Source organism: Leifsonia sp. NPDC056665, assembly GCF_042791795.1.
GTDB lineage: Bacteria > Actinomycetota > Actinomycetes > Actinomycetales > Microbacteriaceae > Leifsonia.
Genome location: NZ_JBHTXK010000021.1, coordinates 37,373 through 60,117 on the forward strand (window position 1 = coordinate 37,373; position 22,745 = coordinate 60,117).

Annotated in this window: 26 protein-coding genes; 10 read left to right on the forward strand and 16 right to left on the reverse strand. The window is 72.1% G+C overall.

Annotation, left to right across the window (positions count from 1 at the left end; genetic code table 11):
- The gene (locus tag ACFQ9V_RS16870; RefSeq protein ID WP_382460269.1) at nt 1–414 is read left to right on the forward strand and encodes a DUF1622 domain-containing protein; all 414 of its coding nucleotides are present in this window, start codon (nt 1–3) and stop codon (nt 412–414) included.
- Between the two features lie 16 nt (nt 415–430).
- Here ACFQ9V_RS16870 and ACFQ9V_RS16875 read toward each other — a convergent pair whose 3' ends face one another.
- Complete coding sequence (locus tag ACFQ9V_RS16875) at nt 431–817, reverse strand: DUF5997 family protein (protein WP_382460270.1); 387 nt, start codon at nt 815–817, stop codon at nt 431–433.
- A 53-nt stretch (nt 818–870) separates the two neighbouring features.
- Here ACFQ9V_RS16875 and ACFQ9V_RS16880 point away from each other — a divergent pair, with 53 nt between their 5' ends.
- Nucleotides 871–1,560: a LysR family substrate-binding domain-containing protein gene (locus ACFQ9V_RS16880; RefSeq protein WP_382460271.1), complete on the forward strand. Its 690-nt coding sequence runs from the start codon at nt 871–873 to the stop codon at nt 1,558–1,560.
- 91 nt (nt 1,561–1,651) lie between these two features.
- The gene (locus ACFQ9V_RS16885) at nt 1,652–2,959 is read left to right on the forward strand and encodes an alpha-hydroxy-acid oxidizing protein (protein ID WP_382460272.1); all 1,308 of its coding nucleotides are present in this window, start codon (nt 1,652–1,654) and stop codon (nt 2,957–2,959) included.
- On the opposite strand, the gene ACFQ9V_RS16890 is transcribed toward ACFQ9V_RS16885, so the two are convergent.
- Nucleotides 2,937–3,344, reverse strand: coding sequence for a hypothetical protein (locus ACFQ9V_RS16890; RefSeq protein ID WP_382460273.1), 408 nt, complete (start codon nt 3,342–3,344; stop codon nt 2,937–2,939). The two genes, ACFQ9V_RS16885 and ACFQ9V_RS16890, sit on opposite strands and share 23 nt — an antisense overlap.
- A 139-nt stretch (nt 3,345–3,483) precedes the next feature.
- Between ACFQ9V_RS16890 and ACFQ9V_RS16895 the strand changes: the two genes are divergently transcribed.
- Nucleotides 3,484–4,776 (forward strand): alpha/beta hydrolase, encoded by a 1,293-nt coding sequence (locus ACFQ9V_RS16895; RefSeq protein WP_382460274.1) that lies wholly within the window; start codon nt 3,484–3,486, stop codon nt 4,774–4,776.
- A gap of 21 nt (nt 4,777–4,797) precedes the next feature.
- Here ACFQ9V_RS16895 and ACFQ9V_RS16900 read toward each other — a convergent pair whose 3' ends face one another.
- The 3 genes from ACFQ9V_RS16900 to ACFQ9V_RS16910 all read right to left on the reverse strand — a co-directional run bounded on the left by ACFQ9V_RS16900 (nt 4,798) and on the right by ACFQ9V_RS16910 (nt 7,577).
- Nucleotides 4,798–5,724 carry an NADP-dependent oxidoreductase gene (locus tag ACFQ9V_RS16900; protein ID WP_382460275.1) on the reverse strand — a complete coding sequence of 309 codons (927 nt, stop codon included), beginning with the start codon at nt 5,722–5,724 and terminating at the stop codon, nt 4,798–4,800.
- Between the two features lie 64 nt (nt 5,725–5,788).
- A complete protein-coding gene (locus ACFQ9V_RS16905; RefSeq protein WP_370056938.1) occupies nt 5,789–6,817 on the reverse strand; it encodes a 6-phosphofructokinase in 1,029 nt (342 codons plus the stop codon).
- A 139-nt stretch (nt 6,818–6,956) separates the two neighbouring features.
- Complete coding sequence (locus ACFQ9V_RS16910; protein WP_382460276.1) at nt 6,957–7,577, reverse strand: CYTH domain-containing protein; 621 nt, start codon at nt 7,575–7,577, stop codon at nt 6,957–6,959.
- 75 nt (nt 7,578–7,652) lie between these two features.
- Here ACFQ9V_RS16910 and ACFQ9V_RS16915 point away from each other — a divergent pair, with 75 nt between their 5' ends.
- Both ACFQ9V_RS16915 and ACFQ9V_RS16920 read left to right on the forward strand, forming a co-directional pair.
- The gene (locus tag ACFQ9V_RS16915) at nt 7,653–8,048 is read left to right on the forward strand and encodes a DUF3224 domain-containing protein (protein WP_382460277.1); all 396 of its coding nucleotides are present in this window, start codon (nt 7,653–7,655) and stop codon (nt 8,046–8,048) included.
- Nucleotides 8,049–8,105: 57 nt separating this feature from the next.
- Nucleotides 8,106–8,297 carry a hypothetical protein gene (locus tag ACFQ9V_RS16920; RefSeq protein ID WP_382460278.1) on the forward strand — a complete coding sequence of 64 codons (192 nt, stop codon included), beginning with the start codon at nt 8,106–8,108 and terminating at the stop codon, nt 8,295–8,297.
- A gap of 21 nt (nt 8,298–8,318) precedes the next feature.
- Here the strand turns inward: ACFQ9V_RS16920 and ACFQ9V_RS16925 are convergent, their stop codons facing one another.
- The 3 genes from ACFQ9V_RS16925 to ACFQ9V_RS16935 form a co-directional block, all read right to left on the reverse strand.
- Nucleotides 8,319–10,523 carry a DEAD/DEAH box helicase gene (locus tag ACFQ9V_RS16925; protein WP_382460279.1) on the reverse strand — a complete coding sequence of 735 codons (2,205 nt, stop codon included), beginning with the start codon at nt 10,521–10,523 and terminating at the stop codon, nt 8,319–8,321.
- A gap of 170 nt (nt 10,524–10,693) precedes the next feature.
- Nucleotides 10,694–11,029 (reverse strand): DUF6804 family protein, encoded by a 336-nt coding sequence (locus ACFQ9V_RS16930; protein ID WP_382460280.1) that lies wholly within the window; start codon nt 11,027–11,029, stop codon nt 10,694–10,696.
- A 79-nt stretch (nt 11,030–11,108) separates the two neighbouring features.
- Complete coding sequence (locus ACFQ9V_RS16935) at nt 11,109–11,537, reverse strand: RbsD/FucU domain-containing protein (RefSeq protein WP_382460281.1); 429 nt, start codon at nt 11,535–11,537, stop codon at nt 11,109–11,111.
- A 152-nt stretch (nt 11,538–11,689) separates the two neighbouring features.
- Here ACFQ9V_RS16935 and ACFQ9V_RS16940 point away from each other — a divergent pair, with 152 nt between their 5' ends.
- The 3 genes from ACFQ9V_RS16940 to ACFQ9V_RS16950 all read left to right on the forward strand — a co-directional run bounded on the left by ACFQ9V_RS16940 (nt 11,690) and on the right by ACFQ9V_RS16950 (nt 13,840).
- Nucleotides 11,690–11,968: a metal-sensitive transcriptional regulator gene (locus ACFQ9V_RS16940; protein ID WP_345836414.1), complete on the forward strand. Its 279-nt coding sequence runs from the start codon at nt 11,690–11,692 to the stop codon at nt 11,966–11,968.
- 1 nt (nt 11,969) lies between these two features.
- A complete protein-coding gene (locus tag ACFQ9V_RS16945) occupies nt 11,970–12,497 on the forward strand; it encodes an O-acetyl-ADP-ribose deacetylase (protein ID WP_382460282.1) in 528 nt (175 codons plus the stop codon).
- A 68-nt stretch (nt 12,498–12,565) separates the two neighbouring features.
- Nucleotides 12,566–13,840: a M20/M25/M40 family metallo-hydrolase gene (locus ACFQ9V_RS16950; protein WP_382460296.1), complete on the forward strand. Its 1,275-nt coding sequence runs from the start codon at nt 12,566–12,568 to the stop codon at nt 13,838–13,840.
- 8 nt (nt 13,841–13,848) lie between these two features.
- On the opposite strand, the gene ACFQ9V_RS16955 is transcribed toward ACFQ9V_RS16950, so the two are convergent.
- Genes ACFQ9V_RS16955 through ACFQ9V_RS16975 form a run of 5 tightly spaced genes read right to left on the reverse strand, consistent with a single transcriptional unit; the run spans nt 13,849 to nt 18,910 of the window.
- Nucleotides 13,849–14,442, reverse strand: coding sequence for an SGNH/GDSL hydrolase family protein (locus tag ACFQ9V_RS16955; RefSeq protein ID WP_382460283.1), 594 nt, complete (start codon nt 14,440–14,442; stop codon nt 13,849–13,851).
- 52 nt (nt 14,443–14,494) lie between these two features.
- Nucleotides 14,495–15,355 (reverse strand): aldehyde dehydrogenase family protein, encoded by an 861-nt coding sequence (locus tag ACFQ9V_RS16960; protein ID WP_382460284.1) that lies wholly within the window; start codon nt 15,353–15,355, stop codon nt 14,495–14,497.
- Entirely contained in the window at nt 15,352–16,884 is a 1,533-nt protein-coding gene (locus ACFQ9V_RS16965; RefSeq protein WP_382460285.1) for an aldehyde dehydrogenase family protein, read from the reverse strand. Before ACFQ9V_RS16965 ends, ACFQ9V_RS16960 begins: the two co-directional genes overlap by 4 nt.
- 17 nt (nt 16,885–16,901) lie before the next feature.
- Nucleotides 16,902–17,942, reverse strand: a complete 1,041-nt coding sequence (gene deoC, locus ACFQ9V_RS16970; protein WP_382460286.1) for a deoxyribose-phosphate aldolase — start codon at nt 17,940–17,942, stop codon at nt 16,902–16,904.
- A complete protein-coding gene (locus ACFQ9V_RS16975; RefSeq protein ID WP_382460287.1) occupies nt 17,939–18,910 on the reverse strand; it encodes a sugar-binding transcriptional regulator in 972 nt (323 codons plus the stop codon). Before ACFQ9V_RS16975 ends, deoC begins: the two co-directional genes overlap by 4 nt.
- 80 nt (nt 18,911–18,990) lie before the next feature.
- On the opposite strand from ACFQ9V_RS16975, the gene ACFQ9V_RS16980 reads away from it, so the two are divergent.
- Nucleotides 18,991–19,950: an ROK family protein gene (locus ACFQ9V_RS16980; RefSeq protein WP_382460288.1), complete on the forward strand. Its 960-nt coding sequence runs from the start codon at nt 18,991–18,993 to the stop codon at nt 19,948–19,950.
- On the opposite strand, the gene ACFQ9V_RS16985 is transcribed toward ACFQ9V_RS16980, so the two are convergent.
- The 3 genes from ACFQ9V_RS16985 to ACFQ9V_RS16995 are packed head-to-tail and all read right to left on the reverse strand — an operon-like array spanning nt 19,947 to nt 22,602.
- A complete protein-coding gene (locus tag ACFQ9V_RS16985) occupies nt 19,947–21,185 on the reverse strand; it encodes a CynX/NimT family MFS transporter (RefSeq protein ID WP_382460289.1) in 1,239 nt (412 codons plus the stop codon). The genes ACFQ9V_RS16980 and ACFQ9V_RS16985 overlap by 4 nt on opposite strands.
- Nucleotides 21,182–22,126, reverse strand: coding sequence for a bifunctional riboflavin kinase/FAD synthetase (locus ACFQ9V_RS16990; protein ID WP_382460290.1), 945 nt, complete (start codon nt 22,124–22,126; stop codon nt 21,182–21,184). Before ACFQ9V_RS16990 ends, ACFQ9V_RS16985 begins: the two co-directional genes overlap by 4 nt.
- Nucleotides 22,123–22,602 (reverse strand): hypothetical protein, encoded by a 480-nt coding sequence (locus ACFQ9V_RS16995; RefSeq protein WP_382460291.1) that lies wholly within the window; start codon nt 22,600–22,602, stop codon nt 22,123–22,125. Before ACFQ9V_RS16995 ends, ACFQ9V_RS16990 begins: the two co-directional genes overlap by 4 nt.
- Nucleotides 22,603–22,745: the final 143 nt, after the last annotated feature.

A 22,745-nucleotide genomic window follows, 5' to 3' on the forward strand; every position in this document is an offset into this window, starting at 1 on the left:
ATGGACACCCACGCGGTCTTCGCGGCGGTCGGGGTCGCCTTCGAGTTCGCGGGCGTCGCCGCCCTGGCGATCGGCTTCGTCGTGGCGCTCGTGATCGCGCTCGCGGTCTGGGTGCGCACGCGCAGCGGCACGGACGCCTTCCGCACGCTGCGCGAGGCCTTCGGCGGCGTCATCCTGCTGGGTCTGGAGCTGCTGGTCGCTGCCGACCTGATCAAGACCGTCACGTCCAACCCGACGCTCACCGACGCGCTGGTGCTCGGCATCATCGTGCTCATCCGCACCATCCTGAGCTTCTCGCTGCAAGTGGAGATCGACGGCGTCGCGCCCTGGCGCCGGGCCTTCGTTACCGGGCCGGAGGTGCTGGCGCGGGCGGCCAGGAAGGCCGGCTCGGCGGGGACGCCGGACCGGCCCTAGCGGTCGGTCGCGGGGTTCAGTCGCGGTTGGAGCGCGCCGTACGCTCGGCGTTGCGCTGCTTCACGCGCGCGTTCTCGGCGTGCACCTGCGCCTGCGTGGCGCGCTCAGCGACCAGCCACTCCGGCTTCTCCTCGAGCAGCGTCTTGATCTCGGCCGTGGTGAGAGGCTCAGTGACGCCGGCACGCGCCAGCCCCGAGTTGCTCACGCCGAGCTTGTGGGCGACGACGTCGCGCGGGTGCGGGCCGTCGGCGCGGAGGGCGACCAGCCAGGCGGGCGGGTTCGCGGTCAGCTCGTCGAGCTCGGTGCGGCTGATCTCGCGGTCCTGGAACTCCTCCGGAGCCGCCGACAGCAGGATACCGAGCTTCTTGGCCGCGGTGGCCGCCTTCATGGTCTGGGGCTTCATACCGTCAAGGGTATCGTCCGCGGGCCGCGCGGCCGGACGGTAGCCTGGCGTGCATGGCCTCCCGCTTCGCCCTCGCCTTCCCGCTCGGAGTCACGATCGGCAAGTGGACGCGCGTGTTCGCCGAGCGGCAGCCCGATGTGGAGCTGGTGGTGCGGCCGTCCACCGACCCGCTGGCCGCGCTCGCGTCGGGCGAGGCCGACATGGTGTTCGCGCGCGACGCCCCGGCCGACGACGACCGGCACCTCATCCCGCTCTACACCGAGGACGTCGTGGTCGTGATGCACCACGAGCACCTGCTGACGCTGGAGGAGAAGCTGCACCTGGCCGACCTCGACGGCGAGCCCCTGGTCACGGGCGAGCCGTCGGAGGCGTTCATGCGCAGCGTGGCGGCGGGCGACGGCATCGCCCTGCTGCCCGCCTCGGTCGCGAAGGCTCTGCGCCGCAAGGACGTCACCGCGATGCGGCTGGAGGACGGCCCGGTCTCGCAGGTCGGTCTCGCCTGGCCGCGCGACGGCCAGCATCCGCTCGTGGACGAGTTCATCGGGATCGTACGCGGCCGCTCCGCGCACAGCTCACGCAACCCCGAGGTGGCCGCGACGGAGGCCGAGCGCTCCGCCAGGGACGCCAAGGCGGCCAAGTCCGCGAAGATCGCCGCCACCCAGTCCGCGCGCGCCGCCAAGCACGCCAAGCGCGCCGCCGCCGCCAAGCGCTCCACCGGCAAGCGCCCCCGCCCCAAGCGCTGACCGCGCATCCAAGTGACAGGACACGCCGTCTCGCCGCCGCGCGAGACGGCGTGTCCTGTCACGTAGATCGGGTGCGGGGCAGAATGGGCGGATGACGGCGAGCATCGGGACCAGCATCGGCCGCACGGCGCAGAGCGTCGTGTACCGCGCGGGCGTGAGCGGGCGGCGGCCGGCCATCCCGGTCGCGTTCCCCGAACTGGAGCGCGCGGCGCGCAGGCGGATGTCGCGCGCCGCCTTCGCCTACATCGCGGGCTCCGCGGGGCGGGAGCGCACCGACCGGGCCGACACCGAGGCGTTCTCGCGGCACCGGATCGTGCCGAGGGTGCTGCGGGACGTCTCGCAGCGCGATCTCTCCATCGAGCTGTTCGGCCGCCGGCTGCCCACTCCCCTGCTGCTGGCGCCGATCGGCGTGCTCGAGCTGGCCCGCCGAGACGGCGACGCGGCCGCCGCGCGCGCCGCCGCCGCCCACGGCATCCCGGCCGTGCTCTCCACCCAGGCCTCGGCGCCGATGGAGGCCGTCGCCGCCGCGATGGAGGACGTCCGGCCCGGCGCCGCGCGCTGGTTCCAGCTCTACTGGAGCTCGTCGCGCGACCTGGTCGCGAGCCTGGTCGCCCGGGCGGAGGCCAGCGGCTGCGAGGCGATCGTGGTCACCCTGGACACGCACGTGCTGGGCTGGCGCCCGCGGGACCTCGACCTCGGCTACCTCCCGTTCAGCCGCGGCATCGGCATCGCCCAGTACACCAGCGACCCGGTCTTCCGCCGCCTGGTGCGCGAGCGGATGGCGAGTGCGGGTCCGCGCGAGCGCACCGCGGTCACCCCGGCGGCGCTGGCGTCGTTCGCGAGCATCCTGCGCCACCATCCCGGCGACCTGCGCGAGAACCTGCGCTCCGGCGAGCCGCTCGCGGCGGTCGAGACGTTCCTCGACGTGTTCGCCGACCCGTCGCTCGGCTGGGACGACCTCGCCTTCCTGCGCGAGCACACGAGCCTCCCGATCGTCCTCAAGGGCGTCCTGCACCCCGACGACGCCCGCCGCGCCGTCGACGCGGGCGTGGACGCCGTGCAGGTGTCCACGCACGGCGGCCGGCAGATCGACGGCGAGGTCGCGGCGCTCGACGCGCTGCCCGGCGTCGTGGACGCGGTCGCCGGCCGCCTCCCCGTGCTGTTCGACAGCGGGATCCGCGGCGGCGCGGACGCCGTGATCGCGCTCGCACTCGGCGCCAGAGCCGTCGCGGTCGGGAGGCCGTACCCCTACGCGCTCGCGCTGGCCGGCGAGCGCGGCGTCAGCGAGCTGCTCCGCAACCTCCTCGCCGAGCTCGACATCACGCTCGGGCTCTCCGGCGTGGCGCGCGTCGCCGACCTCGACCGCTCCGTGCTGGCTACGCCACCGCCCGGGCGATGAGCGACAGCAGCGCCTGCGCGTAGGCGGACGCGGCGTCCTCCTCCTCGAAGAAGCGCTCGACGCCCTCCAGCTCCAGGGTGACCCGGTAGCCGTCCGCCGTGCGCGCGAGGTGGCGGAAGGAGCCGCCCAGCAGCTCCCTGAGCTGGTCCTCGCGCGGGATCCACAGCGCGTCCTCGACGGCGAGCGAGTCGAGCGCCCACTCGGTGGTGCCGTTGAAGCCGAGGATCGTGCCGGTGTCGAAGTGGTGCGGCTCGATCGTCATCTCGCTCACGGTGAAGCGCTCGCCCGCCATCCCCGGTCGGTCGATGGCGAAGGTGTCCCCCGACGCCGGTTGCCAGCGCAGGCCGGCGGCGCGCAGCAGACGCGCGATGTCCTCGTCGATCATGGCTGCTCCTCTCGCGTTGACGGATCACCCCTAGTTCGGGGGCGCGGCCCGAGAATACGCCCCCGGTTCCCAGGCCTCGTTCACCGTTCGTTCGATTGTCGGCCATAGATTGCTCGTATGGGAATCCCGCCGGCGCGCCGTGTTTGACGCACTGCTCTCGATCGATGTGCTCGGCGGGCCCGTCCCGATCCTGGTGTTCGCCATCGCCGCCGCGCTGCTGGTCGCCCTGCTGGCGCGCCGTCCGTCGCTCGCGCTGCTCCGCCGGCTCGGCCTGGCCGGCGCGATCGGCCTCCTCGGCGCCGTCATCACCTGGCTGGTGTGCGTCCGCTGGCTGAACCTGTTCGGCGAGTCCCTCGGCGCCGGGAACTACCTCTGGGTGGCCGCGGTGTTCTGCGGCGTGGCGCTCTGCGTGGCCAGCATCGGCCGCGCGCCGCGCTGGCGCACGGCCGTGGCCATCGTCGCCGCGCCCGCCTTCGTGCTCGCCGCGGCCCTGGGCATCAACCTGAACTACGGTCTCGACCGCACGGTCGGAAACGTCCTGGCCATCACGATCCCGAACCCGATCAAGACCAAGCCGCTCGCCCACCAGAGCACGGCCTACGACGTCGCCCTCTGGAGGGACTGGAAGGCGCCTGCCGACATGCCGCTCAAGGGCAAGACCGGCACGGCGCACATCCCGGGGACGGTCAGCGGCTTCCACGCCAGGGAGGCCGGCGTCTACCTGCCGCCCGCCGCCCTGGTGGCGCACCCGCCCGCGCTGCCGCTCGTCGTGATGATGATGGGCCAGCCCGGCAATCCGGACCCGGAGCCGATCGCGTCTGTGCTGAACGCGCTCGCCGCCCAGCATCACGGCCTCGCGCCCGTCGTCGTCGTGGCCGACCAGCTCGGCGCCGGGATGCCGGACACCCTGTGCCTCGACACCGCGCGCTATGGCAACGCGGCGACCTACATCACCCGGGACGTCACGGACTGGGCGGATCGGCACCTGCCGATCACGCACGACCACCGGTTCTGGTCGGTCGCCGGGTACTCGAACGGCGGCCTGTGCGGGCTGTCGTTCGGCATCGACCATCCCGAGCTGTTCTCGAATGTGCTCGACATCTCCGGCGAGGAGTTCCCCGGCGCCGAGCATCCCGCCGCCACGCTGAACGAGTTCTTCCACGGCGACAGGGCCGCCTACGACCGCGCGAAGCCGTTCAACCGGCTCGCGCCGGGGGCGTTCCCCGGCAGCATGATCTTCACCGCGTGCCGCGACGATCCGGCCTACCACCACGTGGCGCAGGCGGAGCTGCGGGCCGCGCAGCGCGCCGGGGTCGCCAGCACGTTCGTCGACCTCCCGACGGGAGGCCACGGCATGGGCGCGCTGATGGGCGGGCTGAACGGCGGCCTCCCGCTGCTGTTCGCCACGCTGGGGCTGCAGAAGCCGAGCTGACGCCGCGCTGTGACGCCGCGCTCAGTCGGTGACGATCACGATCTTGCCGCGCACGTGGCCGGCCTCCAGCCGCCCGTACGCCTCGACGGTGCGCTCGATCGGCCAGATCGAGTCGATCGGCAGAACCAGCTCGTTCTGCGCGAGGAGGTCGGCGAGCTCGGCCAGCTCGGCGTTGCCCGCCGTGCGTCCTCCGACGGTGCGCGCGCCGCGGGCGGCCGGGCCGAAAGCGGCGATCGTGTTGATCCGCTCCGGGGGGACGCCGAGCTCGATCGCGGCGTCGATGGTGTCCGGCCCGTGGTTGTCGAGGACCGCCGTCACGCGCTGCCCGTCGTCCAGGACCTCGCGCACCCGGTCGGCCAACCCTTCCCCGTACGCGACGGGGATGATGCCCAGCGTCTCCAGGTACTCGTGGTTCTCCTCGCCCGCCGTGCCGACGACCGTCGCTCCGCAGCGGATCGCGAGCTGCGCCGCGAGCACCCCGACCCCGCCGGCCGCCGCGCTCACCAGCACGGTGTCGGCCTCGCCGAGGTCGAGCGAGGCGGCGGTCGCCATCGCGGTGCGCCCGACCACGCCGAGCGACCCGGCCACCTCGAAGGTGAGCGGGTCCGGCTTCTCGACGATCTGCCCGTCCTCGGCGACCACGACGAAGTCCGCGAGCGCGGCGAACGGAGCCGTGCCGAACACGGCCTGGCCGAGCCCGAACCGCACGGCGCCCTCACCGCGCTCCTCCACGAAGCCGGCGAAGTCCTGGCCCATCCCGCTCGGCAGGGTCACGCCCATCCGGGCGGCCGCCTTTTCGCTGCGGTACGCCTTGTAGTCCATCGGGTTGAGGCCGGCGGCCATCACCCGCACCAGCACCTGTCCTGGCCCCGGCCACGGTCGCTCCCGCTCGACGAGGTGGAGGAACTCGCGCGAGCCGAACTCCTCGAGCTGGACGAATCTGGGCACCGTGGGGCTCCTTCCGCTCATACGGTGGAGCCTAACCCCGCGCCTCGCCGGAAGGGAGGGGCGGTCAGCCGAAGAGCAGCTCCGCCTCCTCGTACCGCGCAGGCGGAACGGTCTTGAGGCCGCCGGTCGCGTCGGCGATCGACACGTTCACGACGTCGGTGCCGCGCAGCGACACCATCGAGCCCCAGCGGCCCTCGTAGGCCGCGTCGACCGCCGCCATGCCGAGCCGGGTCGCGAGCACGCGGTCGTAGGCGCTGGGGACGCCGCCGCGCTGCATGTGGCCGAGGACCGACGCGCGCGACTCGATGCCGGTGCGCTCCTCGATCATCGGGGCCAGCATCTCGCCGATCCCGCCGAGGCGCGGACGGTTGAAGGCGTCGAGGCCCTTGTGCGAGTGCGCCTCCTCCATCGTGTCGAGGTGGAAGCCCTCGGAGACGACGATCACCGGCGCGCGGCCGCGGTCGCGCACCGACTCGACCCACTCGCAGATCTGCTCGATGGACTTGGGCTGCTCCGGGATGAGGATGGCGTGCGCGCCGCCCGCCATGCCCGAGTGCAGGGCGATCCAGCCGACGTGGCGGCCCATGACCTCCACCACCATGCAGCGCTGGTGCGACTCAGCGGTGGTGCGGAGGCGGTCGATGGCCTCTGTCGCGATCTCCACCGCGGTGTCGAAGCCGAAGGAGTAGTCGGTGGCGGCGAGGTCGTTGTCGATGGTCTTCGGCACGCCGACGATCTTCAGGCCCGCGTCGGTGAGCCGGCGGGCCGCCGTGAGCGTGCCCTCGCCGCCGATCGCGATGATCGCGTCGATGCCGTTCTCGTCCATCATCCGCTGGATGTTCTCCGGGCCGCCCTTGTCGCCCTCGAACGGGTTGGTGCGGCTGGAGCCGAGGATGGTGCCGCCCTGGCGCGAGAGCCCGCGGACGCTGTGCCGGTCGAGCGGCATGATGTCGCCATCGACCACGCCGCGCCAGCCGTAGCGGAAGCCGGCGAACTCGGACCCGTACACACGGTCGCCCTTGAGGACCGCGCCGCGGATGACCGCGTTCAGTCCGGGACAGTCGCCGCCACTGGTCAGGATGCCGATCTTCATGCTGCTCTCTTTCTCGTTGCGCCCCTGAGCATCATGCCCGAGGTATACCGGAGCACCAAAATCCCGCCGCGCCCGGGCCGATCAGAGGCATCATGCCCGAGGTATACCGGAGCACCAAAATCCTTCGGCGCCCGGCCGCTCAGAGGCCGAGCGCGCGCTGGAGCTTGGACGAGCTCGCGGAGGGCCGGGCGCCCGCCGCCAGCAGCTCCGCCTCGATGCCGTCGAGGAGCGCTGTGCGGCGCTCGCGCGAGTCGGGGGCGCCGCTGAGCAGCTCGACCTCCCACTCCCGCCAGGCGTCGCTCGCGCCGGTCTGCAGGTTCTCGCCGCGGACGTGGTCGTCGCACAGCTCGGCGAGCTCGAAGCCCGCCGCGTCCTTGAGGAGGGTGGTGTCGCGGCTGTTCGTCACGCGCGCGACCGGGATCAGGACGCCGTCGCCGAGCTGCTCGCGGATGGCCTCGCGCAGGTCCGCCGGCGGCTCCACGCCGTCGCCGAGCGGCCAGTGCAGCTCGGGCCGCCCCTCGCCGGTCGGCGGCAGCTTGACGTGCCAGCCCTCGTCCGAGCCGCCGCGCCGTGCGCGCACCGCGACGCGCTGCCTGGCGAGCCGCAGCTCGGCCGTGTCGTAGTAGGTCGCCACCAGTTCGGCGGTCTCCGGCTCGCTCTCGACGGCGATCGCCCCGACGCCGACGAGCTGGGGTGGGCGGAGGTCGCCGTCCACGTCGTACTTGCGCTCGATCTCGAGCTGGGTATGGTGCTGCGCCATGTCCCCTGTCTAGTCCACTTCGGCGCTGTCGCGAAATTGCAAGCTGTGCGCGCACGCACTCGTTAAGCTCCGGGCATGGACAACTCCACGATCGTCACCGCCCGCTTCGACGTCACCGGCTGGGACCCGGAGGAGCTGCCCGGCATCGCGGGCGACTGGCTGGGCGCGGTGGTGATGCGCAAGACCTACACCGAGGGGCTGGTCGGCGAGTCGGTCGCGCACTTCGTCTCCTCCGGAACGGAGGAGCGCGGCCGCGGCTACCTCGCCGCCGAGCGGATCACCGGGGCGCTGGCGGACGGCCGCTCCGGCTCGTTCACGGTGCACCACGGCGCGCTGCAGCACCCGGACGATCCCTCGGCGTTCGGCTACATCGTCCCCGGCACGGGCACGGACGACTTCGCGGGCGTCAGCGGCCCCGCGCGCATCCGGCACGACGACCGCGGCGCCTACTTCGAGTTCGACCTGGGCTGAGCCGGGCCGTCGCGAACCACTCTCGTGCACGCTCGGCCCGCGCGGTACCCTCGTGGCATGAGCGAGACGGACCGCACCAGAGAGGACGACGACGACTTCCTCGAGGCGCAGGAGGGCGACTACGAGCCCGCCGATGTCATCCGCGACGAGGACGACCTGCCGGTGGACGACGACGAGGACGACGACCGGATCCTGCCGGACGACGAGCGCCCGGTGCCGCTCGACCCGGACGACGCCGAGATCGCCTGACGCCCGCTCCCTCTTCGCCGGCTATGCCTCCAGCGCGTCCTCCAGCAGGTTGATCAGGGCGTCGAGCTGCACCGAGTCGGCCGAGCCGATCTCCACGTCGCTGCCGTCCAGCGCGCGGGCCGCGAGGCCCTGCTTGGAGTCGATCAGCTCCGCGATCTTGGAGTCGATGGTCTGCGCAGCGATGATCCGCCACGCCGTGACCGGCTCGTCCTGGCCGATGCGGTGCACGCGGTCGATCGCCTGGGTCTGCTCGGCGGCCGTCCAGGACAGCTCGGCGAGCACCACGTTCGACGCGGCCTGGAGGTTGAGCCCGACGCCCGCCGCCGTGAGCGAGCAGACCGCGACCGCGACCTCCGGGTCGTTGTTGAAGGCGTCGATCTCCTTCTGCCGGGCCAGCGCGGTCTGGTCGCCGCGGATGGAGATGGTCTTCAGGTCGCGGGCGGCGAAGGCCTCCTCCGCCGCGTCCATGACGTCGATGTGCTTGGCGAAGAACACCACCTTGCCGACCGAGCGTGCGAGCTGCGCGGTGTAGTCGGAGGCCAGGCCGGCCTTCGCCTGGCCGATCTTGCGGACCATCGTGAAGACGTTGTCGCCGGTCTTGGACGACTTCGCCTCCTCCAGCTCGGACTGCGCGACCAGGCGGATGAGGTGCTTGCGGTGCGCCTCGTCGTCGCCGTCGAACGAGTCGGGACGGCCGGCGGCGGCGGCGCGGTGGAAGCGGGCGACCAGCCGGGCGGCCAGCTCCTTCTCCGCCTGCATGATCGAGCGGCCGAGGTCGTCGTCCAGCTCGACCGGCAGGTCGACCACGCGCCGGCTCGGCAGGTCGGCGGCCACGTCCACCTTGCGGCGGCGGACGATGCCCAGATCGATGACGGACTCGCGCGCAGCGGCATAGAAGCCGAAGTCGGCCGGCGTGAGGCCGGTCTCCTCCAGGCTCTCCATCAGCTCCGCGGTCGGCTTGTTGCCGTCGATCCAGCCGAGGAACTGCCAGATCGCCTTGAAGTCGTCGATGTCGTTGATCAGCGGCGTCCCGGTGAGCGCGATGAGCAGCGGGTCGGCCGCCTTCTCGCGGATCGCCTCGGCCAGGCCGAGCACGAGCCGGGAGCGCTGCGAGTGCAGGTTCTTGATGAAGTGCGCCTCGTCGACGACCATGCCCTGGAAGCCGAGCGTGCGCAGCCAGGACAGGTGCCGGTCGAGCACCTCGTAGTTGACGATGACGACATCGGCGAACGCGTCGAGCCCCTGGCCGTCGCCGTGGATGACGGTGGCGCGGCGGTGCGGCGTCCAGCGCTCGACCTCGCGCGCCCAGTTCATCTTGACCACGTTCGGGACGACCGCGAGCAGCGGGAAGGCGCCGGCGACGGACGCGCCGAGGATGGACTGCGCGGTCTTGCCGAGGCCGGGCTCGTCGGCGAGCAGGAAGCGGCGGTGGCCCTGGCGCACGCTCTCGATGAAGCGCGACTGGTGGTGCATGAGCTCGAGCCCCTGCGGGGAGTAGCGGTCGATCTTCGGGGCGGGCGGGAGCTCCATGCTCGCGGCCTGGCCTCCCGCGCCGTACTCGAACGACTTGAACAGCGGACCGAGCAGCTCCCACGAGTCGAGCCGGCGGCGCGGCGCGGGGGCGGGGGCGGTGCCCTTGCTGAAGTCGGGGGCGAGGAACGGGTTGGAGAGCTGGCGCGCCTTGACCGAGGCGGGCACCACCTGCTTCTCGGCGAGCTCCGGCGGGATGATGCTCTCGGGGGCGATCACGCGCTCGACCGTGATGATGAGGTCGTCAGGGCTGAGCTCCGTGCCGGACTCCAGCAGCCAGTCGCGCCGGATCTTCTGCGCCGTCGCGGTGGGCGCGGCGGCGCTCTCCAGCAGCGCGATGAGCGAGGTGTCGCGGGCCGCGGTCTTCGCCAGGATCGTCGCGATGCCGTCCAGCCGCTTGAGCTGCTCGGCGCGCGCGGCGTCGCTCAGCTCCGGATCGGCCTTGGCACGGGCGCGCTCCTCGCGCATGAGGAACGCGATGACCTGGAACTTGGTGCGGTTCGTCGGGCCGAGCTTCTTGCCGTCCGCGGCCTTCGCCTCCACCTCACGCACCTTGCGCGCGAGGACGGGGATGAGCCCGTCGTTGTTGGCGTGGCGGTTGCGGCGCTGCTGCTGCTGCGGCCGCGACGAGGCGCGCTGAGACGCGCCTTGGCCCGACATGCGCTGTTGCGACGTGCGCTGACCCGAACGAGACATGGTCCTCCAGTGGAGGCGCCGCGCGCTGACAGAGGACGCGACGCCGGTATGGCGTGAGGGCCGGCGCGGCGGCGGGGAGCGGAACCGAGTGGTCCGACCGAGCATCGCAGAACGCCGGGCGCACGGCGCAGGACGGCCGTGCAACCGTCATTTTACCGTATCGGGACGGGTCAGCGGCGTGTCTGGGCCGGAATCTTGATCAGAAGCCCAGCCGCGACGAAGACGGCGGCCGCCGCGAGGCTCAGCAACGGCAGCACCGGGGTGAGTCCGGGGACCGGGAAGATCGGGTTCCAGAGCAGGGCGATCGGGATCAGCCCGGCGAGCCACCACCGGCTTCGGGCCTGCCAGGAGAACACGCAGAGGATGAGCGCCAGGATGCAGACCGCGTACTCCACGTAGGTGTACCAGTCCGCGAACGCCAGCCCGAAGAGCAGCACGAGAGCGCCGAGGATGCCGGGCGCCAGGGCGGCGCGGTTGTAGGCGGGCGGCTGCGGGGTGTATGGCACCGTCCAACTCTAGGCGACCGTCCCTGAACGGTCCGCGCCCCTGGGACGAGACCTCATCCCCGGGGCGCGGACGGCTGCTTCAGAGAGCGCCCCTGCGGAACAGGAACGCGCACGGCGGCGCGTCCGATCCCACACGGACGATGACGGCGGAGCGGCGGGCCAGCTCGACGAACGGCTCGAGGTCGAGCCGGCTCATCGGGATGCGACGCAGTTCTGCGTCCGAAGCGATGCCGTTGACGGCGAAGGCGACGTCGGGGACTTCGTAGGGCTCTCCTGCGAGGTCGAGGAACACAATCGGCGACGGGTCTGCGGTGTCGAGCGGGAACACGCTGAGGATGGCCTCGGCGGCCGCTTCGGTGGTGACGTCCTCCCCCAGGTGGACGACGGGCGCGGTGAGTGCTTCTTCGGGATAGCCGCTGCCGACAAGGGTAAGCGTGTCGCCATCGTGCATGGAATCGAGAGCGCTCAAGAGCGCACCGGACAGCAGCGGGCTGAGGTTCTTCAGCAAAGTCGGGCCTTTCCTGTAAAACGAATATTTCTCAACCCCTGTTGGGAGGATAGACCCGGCGTTATGTCCTCTCACACCCCCCTTTAGGGGGTGCACTCGTCACTCCCGCATACCTGGCCGGGGTATCCGGTTTCCGCGGTATCCTTGGTCCCGTGATCGCAGACATCAAGAAGAGGGCGCTGCACCGCACGCGCATCCTCGAGGGGCAGCTGCGCGGCCTCGAGAAGATGATAGAGAACGAGGACTACTGCGTCGACATCATCACCCAATCGCTCGCCATCCAGAAGTCCCTCGGCTCGCTCAACAAGCTGCTCGTCGAGAACCACCTGAAGACGCACATCTCCACGATGTTCGAGGAGGGAGGAGACCAGCGCGACGACGCCATCCTCGAGCTCCTGAAGGTGTACGAGCTCTCGAACAACCGGGGCTGATGTGACGGACCCGATCGAGATCGTCCGCGGCGACATCACAGAGCAGGCCGTGGACGCCGTGGTCAACGCGGCCAACAGCTCGCTGCTCGGCGGAGGCGGCGTCGACGGCGCCATCCACCGCCGCGGCGGCCCTGCCATCCTGGCCGCCTGCCGCGAGCTGCGCGCCACCACTCTGCCCGACGGCCTGCCGACCGGCCAGGCGGTGGCGACGACCGCGGGAGACCTCGCAGCGCAGTGGGTCATCCACACGGTCGGCCCGGTCTGGGCGCAGCACGAGGACCGCACCCCCGACCTGCAGAACGCCTACCGGTCGTCGCTGCGGGTCGCCCGCGAGCTCGGCGCCGCGACCGTCGCCTTCCCCGCCGTGTCCGCCGGCGTCTACGGCTGGCCGATGGACGACGCGGCGCGGATCGCGGTGAGCACCGTGCGCGCCGTGCTGTCCTCCGGCGTCGGCTCGGTGGAGCTGGTGCGCTTCGTGCTGTTCAACGACGACGCGCTGGCGGCGTTCCGCACGGCGGCCGGCGAGTGAGCGACGACCACCGCCTCGGCGGCGACGCCGCCGTCGAGCGCTTCCGCACGCTGCTGCGCATCCCCACCATGTCGCGCAACGCGGTCGCGGAGACGGACTGGGCGGCGTTCGACGCGTTCGTCGCGGCGCTGCCGGAGCTGTACCCGCGCCTGCACGCGGTGCTCGATCGCGAGCAGCACGGCCACTCGCTGCTGTACCGCTGGCGCGGCGCGGGCGACGGCGCCCCCACCGTCCTGATGGCGCACTACGACGTCGTCCCCGCCACCGACGAGGGCTGGGAGCACCCGCCGTTCGGCGCCGAGCTCACCGGGTCCGGCCACGACCGCGTGCTGTGGAGCCGCGGCACGCTGGACGACAAGGGCGCGCTCGTCGCCATCCTGGAGGCGGTGGAGGCGCTGGTCGCCGCCGGTCACACCCCCGCGGCGGACGTGTACCTCAGCTTCGGCCACGACGAGGAGACGGTCGGCTCCGGCGCGCAGGCCATCGTCGCCGCCCTCGCCGGGCGCGGCGTGCGGCCGGCCCTGGTGCTGGACGAGGGCGGGGCCGTTGTCGAGGGCGTCTTCCCCGGCGTGACCAAGCCCATCGCCGTGGTCGGCGTGAGCGAGAAGGGCATCACGAGCGTGCTGCTGACGGTCGAGCAGCACGGCGGCCACGCCTCCACCCCGCCGAAGCTGACGGCGACCGTGCGGCTCGCGCGCGCGATCACCCGGCTGAACGCCAGGCCGTTCCCCGCCCGCCTCACCGAGACGAACCTCCGGATGGTGGAGACGCTCGGCGCGCACGCAACCGGCCCGCTCCGCGCGGTGTTCACGCGTGCCAGGAGGCTGAAGCCGGCCTTGGTCGCCGTCCTCGGCCGGCTGAGCGACGAGACGCGCGCGATCGTGCGCACGACGACCGCGGTCACGCAGCTCAGCGGCAGCCTCGCCGCGAACGCGCTGCCGGAGACCGCGACGGCGGTGCTCAACGTGCGCATCGCGGTCGGCTCGAGCGTCGCCGAGACCGTCGCCCATCTCCGCCGCGCCATCCACGACCGGCTTGTGCGCATCGAGACGATCGACCCGACGGAACCGTCACCGGTGTCCCCCACCTCCGGGCCGCAGTGGGAGGCGGTGGCGGGAGCCGTCGCAGCGGTGCACCCGGACGCGATCGTGACCCCGTACATCATGCTCGGGGCGAGCGACGGCCGGCACTTCACCGCGATCAGCGACGCGGTCTACCGCTTCACGCCGTTCGAGATGAGCGCCGCCGAGCGCGGGACGCTGCACGCGCGCAACGAGCGGATCCACGTGGCGACGTGGCTGCGCGGGATCCGGTTCTACGAAGAGATGCTGCGCGGGAGGTAGTCGGGCCCCTACGCGGCCCCACCCAGATCCGGCAACTGGATCGCCCGGCTGTTCGGCGGAAGCTGCCGCGCCCGCTCCAGCCCGGGCACCAGCTCCCCCAGCCACGCCACGTATCCCTCCGCGTTGAGGTGGAGGCGGTCGTCGGTGTACGCCGGGTTCAGCTCGCCGTCCTCCAGGGCCATCGCCGGCCAGAGGTCGAGCCAGGCGGCGTGGACAGTGGGGGCGAACTGCCACAGGTGGCGGTTGATGTCGCGGATCTGGTCGGCGAACTCGTGGCCGCGCGGCATCACCGACTGCACCAGGATGCGCACCTCCGGCAGCTCCTTGCGGAGTGTGACCAGGATGGTCTCGACGTTGCGGACGACGTGCTCGACCGACCGGCGCCAGGCCAGGTCGTTGGTTCCGATGAGGAGCGCGACGAGCGCGGGGCCGGCCTCCACCACGTCGGTCAGGCGGGCGACCACGTCGTCGGAGGTGTCGCCCGCGACGCCGAGGTTCAGGATCTCCTCGCCGGGCATCCAGGACTCCCAGTCGCCGCCCTGGGTCAGGCTGTCGCCGACCAGGACGAGAGTTCCGTGCCCAGATCCCCACCCGTCGCTCATCCTCCCATCCTCCCTCACAAGGAGGGAGGCGGGAAGAGCGCCTCAGGCGACTCTAAAGGAGCGACTTGGTGTGCCAGACCGTCTTGGTCTCGGTGAAGAACGCGATGCGGTCGAGCGACGGGGCGGCGGCGTCCGGGCCGTTCTCGGGGGGCAGGACGCGCTTCAGCGTGTCCGCCGCGGCGATCTGCAGGTCCACCCACTCCAGCGCTCCGGCGCCGACCAGGTCGAGCGCGTTGACGTCGGCGTGGGAGGCCAGCCACGGGGCGATCTCCGCCGGCGAGCCGGTGAGGATGTTGACCACGCCGCCGGGAACGTCGCTCGTCGCGAGCACCTCGCTCAGGCTGATGGCCGACAGCGGGAACCGCTCGCTCGCCACGACGACGACCGTGTTGCCGGCGACCAGCGCGGGGGCGATGGCGCTGACGAAGCCGAGCAGGCTGGAGTCCTGCGGGGCCACGATCGCGACCACGCCGGTGGGCTCGGGCACCGAGATGTTGAAGTACGGGCCGGCGACCGGGTTGGCGTTGCCCGCCACCTGGGCGAACTTGTCGGCCCAGCCGGCGTACCAGACCCAGCGGTCGATGGCCTCGTCCACTTGTGCGCCGGCGACGGCCGCGGAGACGCCCTCGGCGTTCTGGATCTCGTCCACGAACTGGGCCCGGCGGCCGTCCATCAGCTCGGCGATGCGGTACAGCACCTGGCCGCGGTTGTACGCCGTGGCGCCGGCCCAGCCGGAGACCGCGCCGCGCGCGGCCACGACCGCGTCACGGGCGTCCTTGCGGGAGGCCTTGGCGGCGTTCGCCAGGAACCCGCCCTTCGCGGAGACGACCTCATAGGTGCGACCGGACTCGGAGCGCGGGAACTTCCCGCCGATGTAGAGCTTGTAGGTCTTCGGCACGGCCAGGCGGCTCATTTCGTCGCTCCCTTGCGGGTCGTGGTGCGGGTGGAGGCCCGGGCAGGCCGGGAGGAGGAGGCGGTGACCGCGGGACGGGCGGCGGGCACCGACCGGCCGGGCACCAGGTACGCGCCGAGGCCGTTCCTGCCGCCCTCGCGGCCGTAGCCGGACTCCTTGTAGCCGCCGAACGGGCTGGCCGGGTCGAACCGGTTGAAGGTGTTCGCCCAGACGACGCCGGCGCGGAGCTGGTCGGCGACGGCGAGGATGCGGCTGCCCTTGTCGGTCCAGATGCCGGCGGAGAGGCCGTAGGGCGTGTTGTTCGCCTTGGCGATGGCCTCCGCCGGGGTGCGGAACGTCAGCACGGACAGCACCGGGCCGAAGATCTCCTCGCGGGCGATCCGGTGGCTGGTCGACACGTTGTCGAAGATGGTCGGCGCGAACCAGAAGCCGTTCTCCGGGATGGCGCACTCGGCCGTCCAGCGGTCGGCGCCCTCGGCCTCCCCGATGTCGGAGAGCTCGCGGATGCGCTGGAGCTGCTCCGCGCTGTTGATCGCGCCGATGTCGGTGTTCTTGTCGAGCGGGTCGCCGAGGCGCAGCGTGGAGAGCCGGCGCTTCAAGCGGTCCACGACCTCGTCGTGGATGCTCTCCTGCACCAGCAGGCGGCTGCCCGCGCAGCAGACGTGGCCCTGGTTGAAGAAGATGCCGTTGACGATGCCCTCGATGGCCTGGTCGATCGGCGCATCGTCGAAGACGATGTTCGCTGCCTTGCCGCCGAGCTCCAGCGTCAGCTTCTTCTCGGTGCCTGCCACCGAGCGCGCGATCTCGCGGCCGACGGCGGTGGAGCCGGTGAAGGCCACCTTGTTGACGTCCGGGTGTGCGACCAGCTCACGGCCGGTCTCCCCGGCGCCGGTGACGATGTTGACGACACCGGCGGGGAGGTCCGCCTGCTGCACGATCGCGGCGAACAGCAGCGCGGTGAGCGGGGTGGTCTCCGCGGGCTTCAGGACGACCGTGTTGCCTGCCGCGAGGGCCGGCGCGATCTTCCAGGCCAGCATGAGCAGCGGGAAGTTCCACGGGATGACCTGGGCGGCGACGCCGAGGGCGCGGGGCGCGGGGCCGAGGCCCGCGTGCTCCAGCTTGTCGGCCCAGCCGGCGTAGTAGAAGAACCAGGCGGCGACCAGGGGCACGTCGACGTCGCGGCTCTCCTTGATCGGCTTGCCGTTGTCGAGGCTCTCGGCGACGGCCAGCTCGCGGGCGCGCTCCTGGATGAGGCGGGCGATGCGGAACAGGTACTTGCCGCGGTCGCTGCCGCTCATCCGCGACCAGACCCGGTCGTAGGCCCGGCGGGCGGCGGCGACGGCGCGGTCGACGTCGGCGGAGTCCGCGGTCGCGATGGTCGCGATACGCTCCTCCGTCGCCGGGGAGATGGTCTGGAACGGCGTTCCGTGGCCGTCGACGAACTCGCCGTCGATGAAGAGCCCGTACTGGTCGCGCAGGTTGAGGATCGCGCGCGACTCGGGGGCCGGGGCGTATTCGAGGAAGCTCATGGTGTTGTCGTCCCGTCTCAGTCGATCGTCACGTAGTCGGCGCCGGAGTAGTGCCCCGTGCGCAGCTTCTGGCGCTGCAGCAGCACGTCGTTGAGGAGGCTGGAGGCGCCGAACCGGAACAGATGCGGCTGCAGCCAGCGCTCGCCCACGGTCTCGGCGACCGTCACGAGGTACTTGATGGCGTCCTTCGAGGAGCGGATGCCGCCGGCGGGCTTCACGCCGATCTCCTCGCCGGTCAGGTTGTGCCAGTCGCGCACGACCTCCAGCATCAGCAGCGTCACCGGGAGGGTCGCGGCGGGCGACACCTTGCCGGTGGAGGTCTTGATGAAGTCCGCGCCGGCGAGGATGCTCAGCCAGGACGCGCGCCGCACGTTGTCGTAGGTGTTCAGCTCGCCGGTCTCCAGGATGACCTTGAGGTGGGCGTAGCTGCCATCGTCGCGGCGGCAGGCCTCCTTGACGGCCACGATCTCGTCGAACACGAGGCCGTAGCGGCCGGAGAGGAACGCGCCGCGGTCGATGACCATGTCGATCTCGTCCGCGCCCGCCGCCACCGCGTCGGCGGTGTCGGCGAGCTTGACCGGCAGGGAGGCGCGGCCGCTCGGGAAGGCCGTGGCGACAGCGGCGACGTTGATGCCGCCGTGCTGGCCGGTCTCGCGGGCGACGCGGCCGGCGTGGGCGGCGCCGAGCGCCTGCACCGCGTACGGGACCATGTCGCCGTACACGCAGACCGCGGCGGGCCGCGGAGCGGTCAGGTCGCTCGGGTCGGGCGTGAGCGCCTTGGCGACGAGCGAGCGCACCTTGCCCGGCGTGTCCGCCCCCTCCAGCGTGGTCAGGTCGATCAGCTCGATGATCTTGTCGAGCGCCCAGGCCTTGCTGGTGGTCTTGATGGAGCGGGTGCCGAGACCGGCCGCGCGCTGCTCCAGCCCGACGGCGTCCACGCCGGGGATGCCACCGAGGTAGCGCCGGAGCGAGCCCTCCGTGAGGTCGCCGCCCAGCACCTCGACGGCGCGGGCCGCCGGCGCGAGCGTGCGCACGGGCGGTGTCGTTTCGATGGTCATGACGTCTGCTTTCTCATGTTCGGCACGCGGCCGAGGAGGTCGTTGGCTGTCGACTCGTCGGTGATCAGCGTGGTGCACAGCCCGCTGGCGACGACCGCGTGGGCGATGCCGTGCTTGGCCTCCCCCGCGATGACGGCGATGGAGGTGCCCGCGTTCCGGAGCTCGTCCAGGGTGAGGCCGAGCGTGCGGCTGTCCAGCTCGGGGTCGGCGACCTGGCCCTCGCCGTTGATGAAGCGGCCGACGACGTCGCCGACGGCGCCCTTCTCGGCGAGCGCGAGCACGTCCTCCGGGGACAGGTAACCGGAGTCGACGTGGACCGAGCTGGTGTCGACCACGCCGGCGCTGAACAGGTACGCGTTCGCGCCGCGCGCGAGCTCCAGCACGGACTGGACGGACCGGTCGGCCTCGATCGCGCGGCGGGTGGCCGCGTGCTCGAAGATCGCCGGGCTCGGCAGCAGCGTCGCGGTGCCCTGGGCCTTGCGGGCCATCACCACGGCGGTGTCGGCGGCGGCCGTGGCCTGCCGGGTGCTCGACACGCTGCCGTTGATCTGGACGGGGTTCACGCCGACCGCCCAGCCCGGGCGCAGCCGCGCCGCGACGGCGTGCAGGGTACGGCCCCAGCTCACCCCGAGGGTGCGCGGGACGGGCCGCAGGGTCGTGAGGTAGTCGGCAGCGGCCTGCGCGACGCGGGCCTGGGAGTCGGCGTCGGACTCGGCGGAGGGCACGACGACCGCGTCCTCGAGCCCGTAGAAGCCGCACAGCTCGCGCTCCAGCGAGAACTTCCTGGCGCTCGGGTGCACGATCTCGATGCGCACGAAGCCGTGCTCGCGCGCCGCCACCAGGAGCCGGCCGACCTTCCACCGGGAGACGTTGAGGGCGACGCCGATCTCGTCCTGGGTCTTGCCGGCTTCGTAGTACAGCTCTGCGGCTTTGACGGCGAGGATCTCGTCGGTATCGTTCAGGGCCACGCGTCCAGCATAAGTCGGTGTGCAACGGTTGCGCGTTGAACGCTCAAATGAGCGGGGCCGGTTTCGTTTATCGTTGGCTCGTGTCTGCCACTCCCCTCGCACTCGCCGTCGACTTCGGCGGAACCAAGGTCGAAGCCGCCCTCGTGGACGCGGACGGCGTCCTCCTCCCCGGCTCCCGCCACCGCCTCCCGACCGGCCGCACGGCGACGATCGCCGACCTGGAGGCCTCGGTCGGCGGTGTCGTGCGCGACACCCTCGCTGCGCTCCCGGACGGCGCGACGATCGTCGGCGTCGGCATCGGCTGCGCCGGCCCGATCGACCGCAAGCGCGGCCTCGTCTCGCCTCTGAACGTGCCGGACTGGCGCGACTACCCGCTCCGCGACTTCATCGGCTCCGTAGCGGCCTCCGCCGGGCTCGACGTGCCGGTGACGCTGGAGATGGACGGCGTGGCGATCACGATGGCGGAGCACTGGGTGGGCGCGGCGCAGGGCGTCGACAACGTCATGGGGATGGTCATCTCGACCGGGATCGGCGGCGGACTCATCGTCGACGGCCGGGTCATCACCGGCCCGACCGGCAACGCCGGGCACATCGGGCACGTGGAGGTGGGCGACACCAGGGGTGAGGACACCTTCGGCGCGCCGTACGCGCTGGAGGCCATCGCCTCCGGCCCGCACACCGTCGCCTGGGCGCGCCGCCAGGGCTTCACCGGCGAGACGGGCGAGGAGCTGGCCGCAGCGTACGCCGCGGGCGACGAGGTCGCCGTCGCCGCGATCACCCGCACCGGCCGCGCCGTCGGTCACGCCATCGCCTCCGCGACGGCACTGCTCGACCTGGAGCTGGTCGCGATCGGCGGCGGCTTCTCGCACTCCACCCCCGACCTCTTCACGCACATGCGTGCGGTGATCGAGGCGCACTACTTCCCGTTCGTGCGCAAGGTCCGCATCGTCCCGAGCGCGCTCTCCTCCGAGGGCCCCCTCATCGGCGCCGCCGCCCTCATCCACCGCAGCGCCATGCTGCCGGCGAACCCGCGCGACTAGCGGTCTTCGAGGGGTGTGGGGCGGGCGACGACGGCGCCGGCCGCTGCGGCGGCCAGTGCGGTCGCGGTCAGCACGATGAGGGGCACGGTCCAGCCGCCCGTCGTCTGGTGGAGGATGCCGACCACCAGCGGGCCGAGCGCGCCGAGGGTGTAGCCGAGGCCCTGGGTGAACCCGCTCAGCGCGACCGAGCCGGCGTGGGTGCGCGTGCGCACGTTGATCAGCACCAGGCTCAGCGGGAACAGCAGCGGGCCGAGGCCGGCGAACGCCACCCACAGCCAGGTCGCCGTCGCCGGGGCGAACACCAGCCCGGCGTAGCCCGCGATGAAGAACGCGACGCCGGCGTAGATGAGCAGCGAGACGTTCCGCATCCGCGCGGCGAGCAGCGGCACCAGCAGCCCGGCCGGGATGCCCATCCCGGCGTAGATCGACAGCAGCGCGCCCGCCTCCGCCGGCGGCGTCCCCGCGACGTCGTGCACGAGCTGCGGCAGCCACGCGAACATCGCGTACGCGTTGAGGCTCGACACCGCGAACACCACCGCCATCGCCCAGGCCAGTCCGGAACGCCAGATCCGACGGGTCATCGAATGGTCGGACCCCTCGACCTCCACGTCGTGAGCGGGATGCGCCGGCCGGTGGGTGATCAGGATGCGCAGCCACGGCACGATCGCCAGCACGCTCACCAGCGCCCACATCCCGACCGAGACGTGCCAGCCGGCGGCGTCCGCCACCGGCACGGCGACCAGCGGCGGCAGCAGGGTGCTGACCGACATCACGGTCGCGTAGAGCGCCGTCACCAGGCCGATCCGGTCGGGGAAGTAGCGCTTCACCAGCGGGGGCAGCAGCACGTTGCCGACGCCCATCCCCGCGAACGTGACCGCCGACCCGACGGCGAGCATGACGAACGACCCGGCCGTCGCGCGCAGGAGGTGGCCGGCCAGCATCACGCCGAGCGCGATCAGCAGCACCGCCTCCAGCGACACCCGCCGGGTGAACGTGGGCGCCAGGAGCCCGAACAGCGCGAAGCAGACCGGCGGCAGCATCCCGAGCAGCCCCACGCCGACGCTCGACACCGGGAACTCGACCCGGATCTCCGCGAAGATCGGCGACAGCGCCGCGACCGCCGTGCGCAGGTTCGCCGCGACCAGCAGGATGCCGAGCAGCGCGACCGCCCTGCCCTGCCAGAGCGGGCGCGGCGCCGCGGTCGAGGAGGCGGTGTCCGGGGTGGCCTCGCTCACGCGGGCTCGACCGTCAGGATGCGGCGGGCCTGCTCCACGTCCGCGGCGATCTGCGCGATCAGCGGCTCGATCCCGGCGTACGCGACCATGCCGCGGATGCGCTCGGAGAACGCCACGTCGACCGTGTGACCGTAGAGGTCGAGCTCGCGGTCGAGCACGTAGGCCTCCACCTGCTTCTGCGGCACGCCCTCGAAGGTCGGGTTGTTGCCGACCGAGATGGCGGCGGGATAGCGGGTGCCGTCGTCGTCGGTCAGCCAGCCCGCGTAGACGCCGTCCGCCGGGATGAGGCCCTCCGACTCCGGCGACAGGTTCGCGGTCGGGAAGCCGAGCTCGCGTCCGCGCGCCGCGCCGTGGACGACGATCCCGCGCACTGTCGGGACGGTGCCGAGCAGCTCGGCGGCGTGCCCGACGTCGCCGGCCGCCAGCAGCTCCCGGATCCAGGTGGAGGACACCCGGCGGCCGTGCTCGGGCCGCACGTCGTCGATCAGCTCGACGGTGAAGCCGTAGCGCTCCCCCAGCTCGCGCAGCAGCGTCACGTCGCCGGCCCCGCGCGCGCCGAAGCGGAAGTCGCTCCCGATCAGCACCGCGGCGGCGTGCAGCCGGTCGACGAGGATGTGGCGGACGAACTCCTCGGGAGGCAGGTCCGCGAGCGCGCGGTCGAACGCGACCATGAGCGTCGCGTCGATCCCGGTCTCGGCCAGCAGCTCCAGCTTCTGCCGGTTGCTCACCAGCGACGCCGGGCACTTGTCCGGTGCGAGAAGCTCCAGCGGGTTGCGGTCGAAGGTGATGACCGCCGCGGTCAGCCCGCGCTCGGCGGCGACCGTGCGCAGCCGTTCGATCACCGCGCGGTGGCCGGTGTGCACGCCGTCGAACTTGCCGATCGTGACCGCGCTCGGCCCGAAGCCGTCCGGGATCTCCGCGACGGAGCCGAACACCCTCACGAACGCGCCCCGTCGCGCGGCTTGTGCTTCGACAGGTAGAGCAGGCCGAGGATCGGCAGGGCCAGCGGGATGAACAGGTAGCCCATGCCGTACACGGACCACACGGTCGCGTCGCGCCCGAACGGGTCGATGTCGTGGAGGCCGAGCGTCGCCGGCGCGAACAGGCTGAGCGTCCCGATCACGAGCACGCCCACCAGCTCGAAGGTGATCGTGATCCACGCCACCCGGTACCAGACCCGCCCCGGCGCGACGAGCGCGATGGTCGCGACGATGTAGACGGCGGCCGAGAGCGCGGACAGCGTGAACGCGACCGGCGCCTCGTGGAAGCGGTCGATGATCTGGAAGACGCTGCGGCCGGTCGCGGCCAGCGCCAGCACGCCGTAGACGAACACGAGGACGCGGCCGATGCCGGTGATGCGGCGCTTCGGCGACTCGTCACCGCTCTGCTCACGGGCGGACATGGTGTGGTGGGACATCGTAACGATTCTATTCGCGCCTGGAGAGGCCGGCCGTACCTCCCGGCGCTAGCTGTACTGACCCGGATCGTTGTTGACAGAGGAGAGACCTCCGGAGTCGAGTTGGAGCTGTCTAGGTTCCCTCGAGTTCACGGAGGTCTCTC

Coding starts and splice junctions, on each gene's coding strand:
- ACFQ9V_RS16885 (WP_382460272.1), top strand. CDS start 1,652: ATGACGGCGAGCATCGGGACCAGCATCGGCCGCACGGCGCAGAGCGTC.
- ACFQ9V_RS16915 (WP_382460277.1), top strand. CDS start 7,653: ATGGACAACTCCACGATCGTCACCGCCCGCTTCGACGTCACCGGCTGG.
- ACFQ9V_RS16995 (WP_382460291.1), bottom strand. CDS start 22,602: ATGTCCCACCACACCATGTCCGCCCGTGAGCAGAGCGGTGACGAGTCG.
- ACFQ9V_RS16955 (WP_382460283.1), bottom strand. CDS start 14,442: ATGAGCGACGGGTGGGGATCTGGGCACGGAACTCTCGTCCTGGTCGGC.
- ACFQ9V_RS16925 (WP_382460279.1), bottom strand. CDS start 10,523: ATGTCTCGTTCGGGTCAGCGCACGTCGCAACAGCGCATGTCGGGCCAA.
- ACFQ9V_RS16965 (WP_382460285.1), bottom strand. CDS start 16,884: ATGAGCTTCCTCGAATACGCCCCGGCCCCCGAGTCGCGCGCGATCCTC.
- ACFQ9V_RS16910 (WP_382460276.1), bottom strand. CDS start 7,577: ATGGCGCAGCACCATACCCAGCTCGAGATCGAGCGCAAGTACGACGTG.
- ACFQ9V_RS16870 (WP_382460269.1), top strand. CDS start 1: ATGGACACCCACGCGGTCTTCGCGGCGGTCGGGGTCGCCTTCGAGTTC.
- ACFQ9V_RS16905 (WP_370056938.1), bottom strand. CDS start 6,817: ATGAAGATCGGCATCCTGACCAGTGGCGGCGACTGTCCCGGACTGAAC.
- ACFQ9V_RS16920 (WP_382460278.1), top strand. CDS start 8,106: ATGAGCGAGACGGACCGCACCAGAGAGGACGACGACGACTTCCTCGAG.
- ACFQ9V_RS16890 (WP_382460273.1), bottom strand. CDS start 3,344: ATGATCGACGAGGACATCGCGCGTCTGCTGCGCGCCGCCGGCCTGCGC.
- deoC (WP_382460286.1), bottom strand. CDS start 17,942: ATGACCATCGAAACGACACCGCCCGTGCGCACGCTCGCGCCGGCGGCC.
- ACFQ9V_RS16950 (WP_382460296.1), top strand. CDS start 12,566: ATGTCGCGCAACGCGGTCGCGGAGACGGACTGGGCGGCGTTCGACGCG.
- ACFQ9V_RS16960 (WP_382460284.1), bottom strand. CDS start 15,355: ATGAGCCGCCTGGCCGTGCCGAAGACCTACAAGCTCTACATCGGCGGG.
- ACFQ9V_RS16875 (WP_382460270.1), bottom strand. CDS start 817: ATGAAGCCCCAGACCATGAAGGCGGCCACCGCGGCCAAGAAGCTCGGT.
- ACFQ9V_RS16880 (WP_382460271.1), top strand. CDS start 871: ATGGCCTCCCGCTTCGCCCTCGCCTTCCCGCTCGGAGTCACGATCGGC.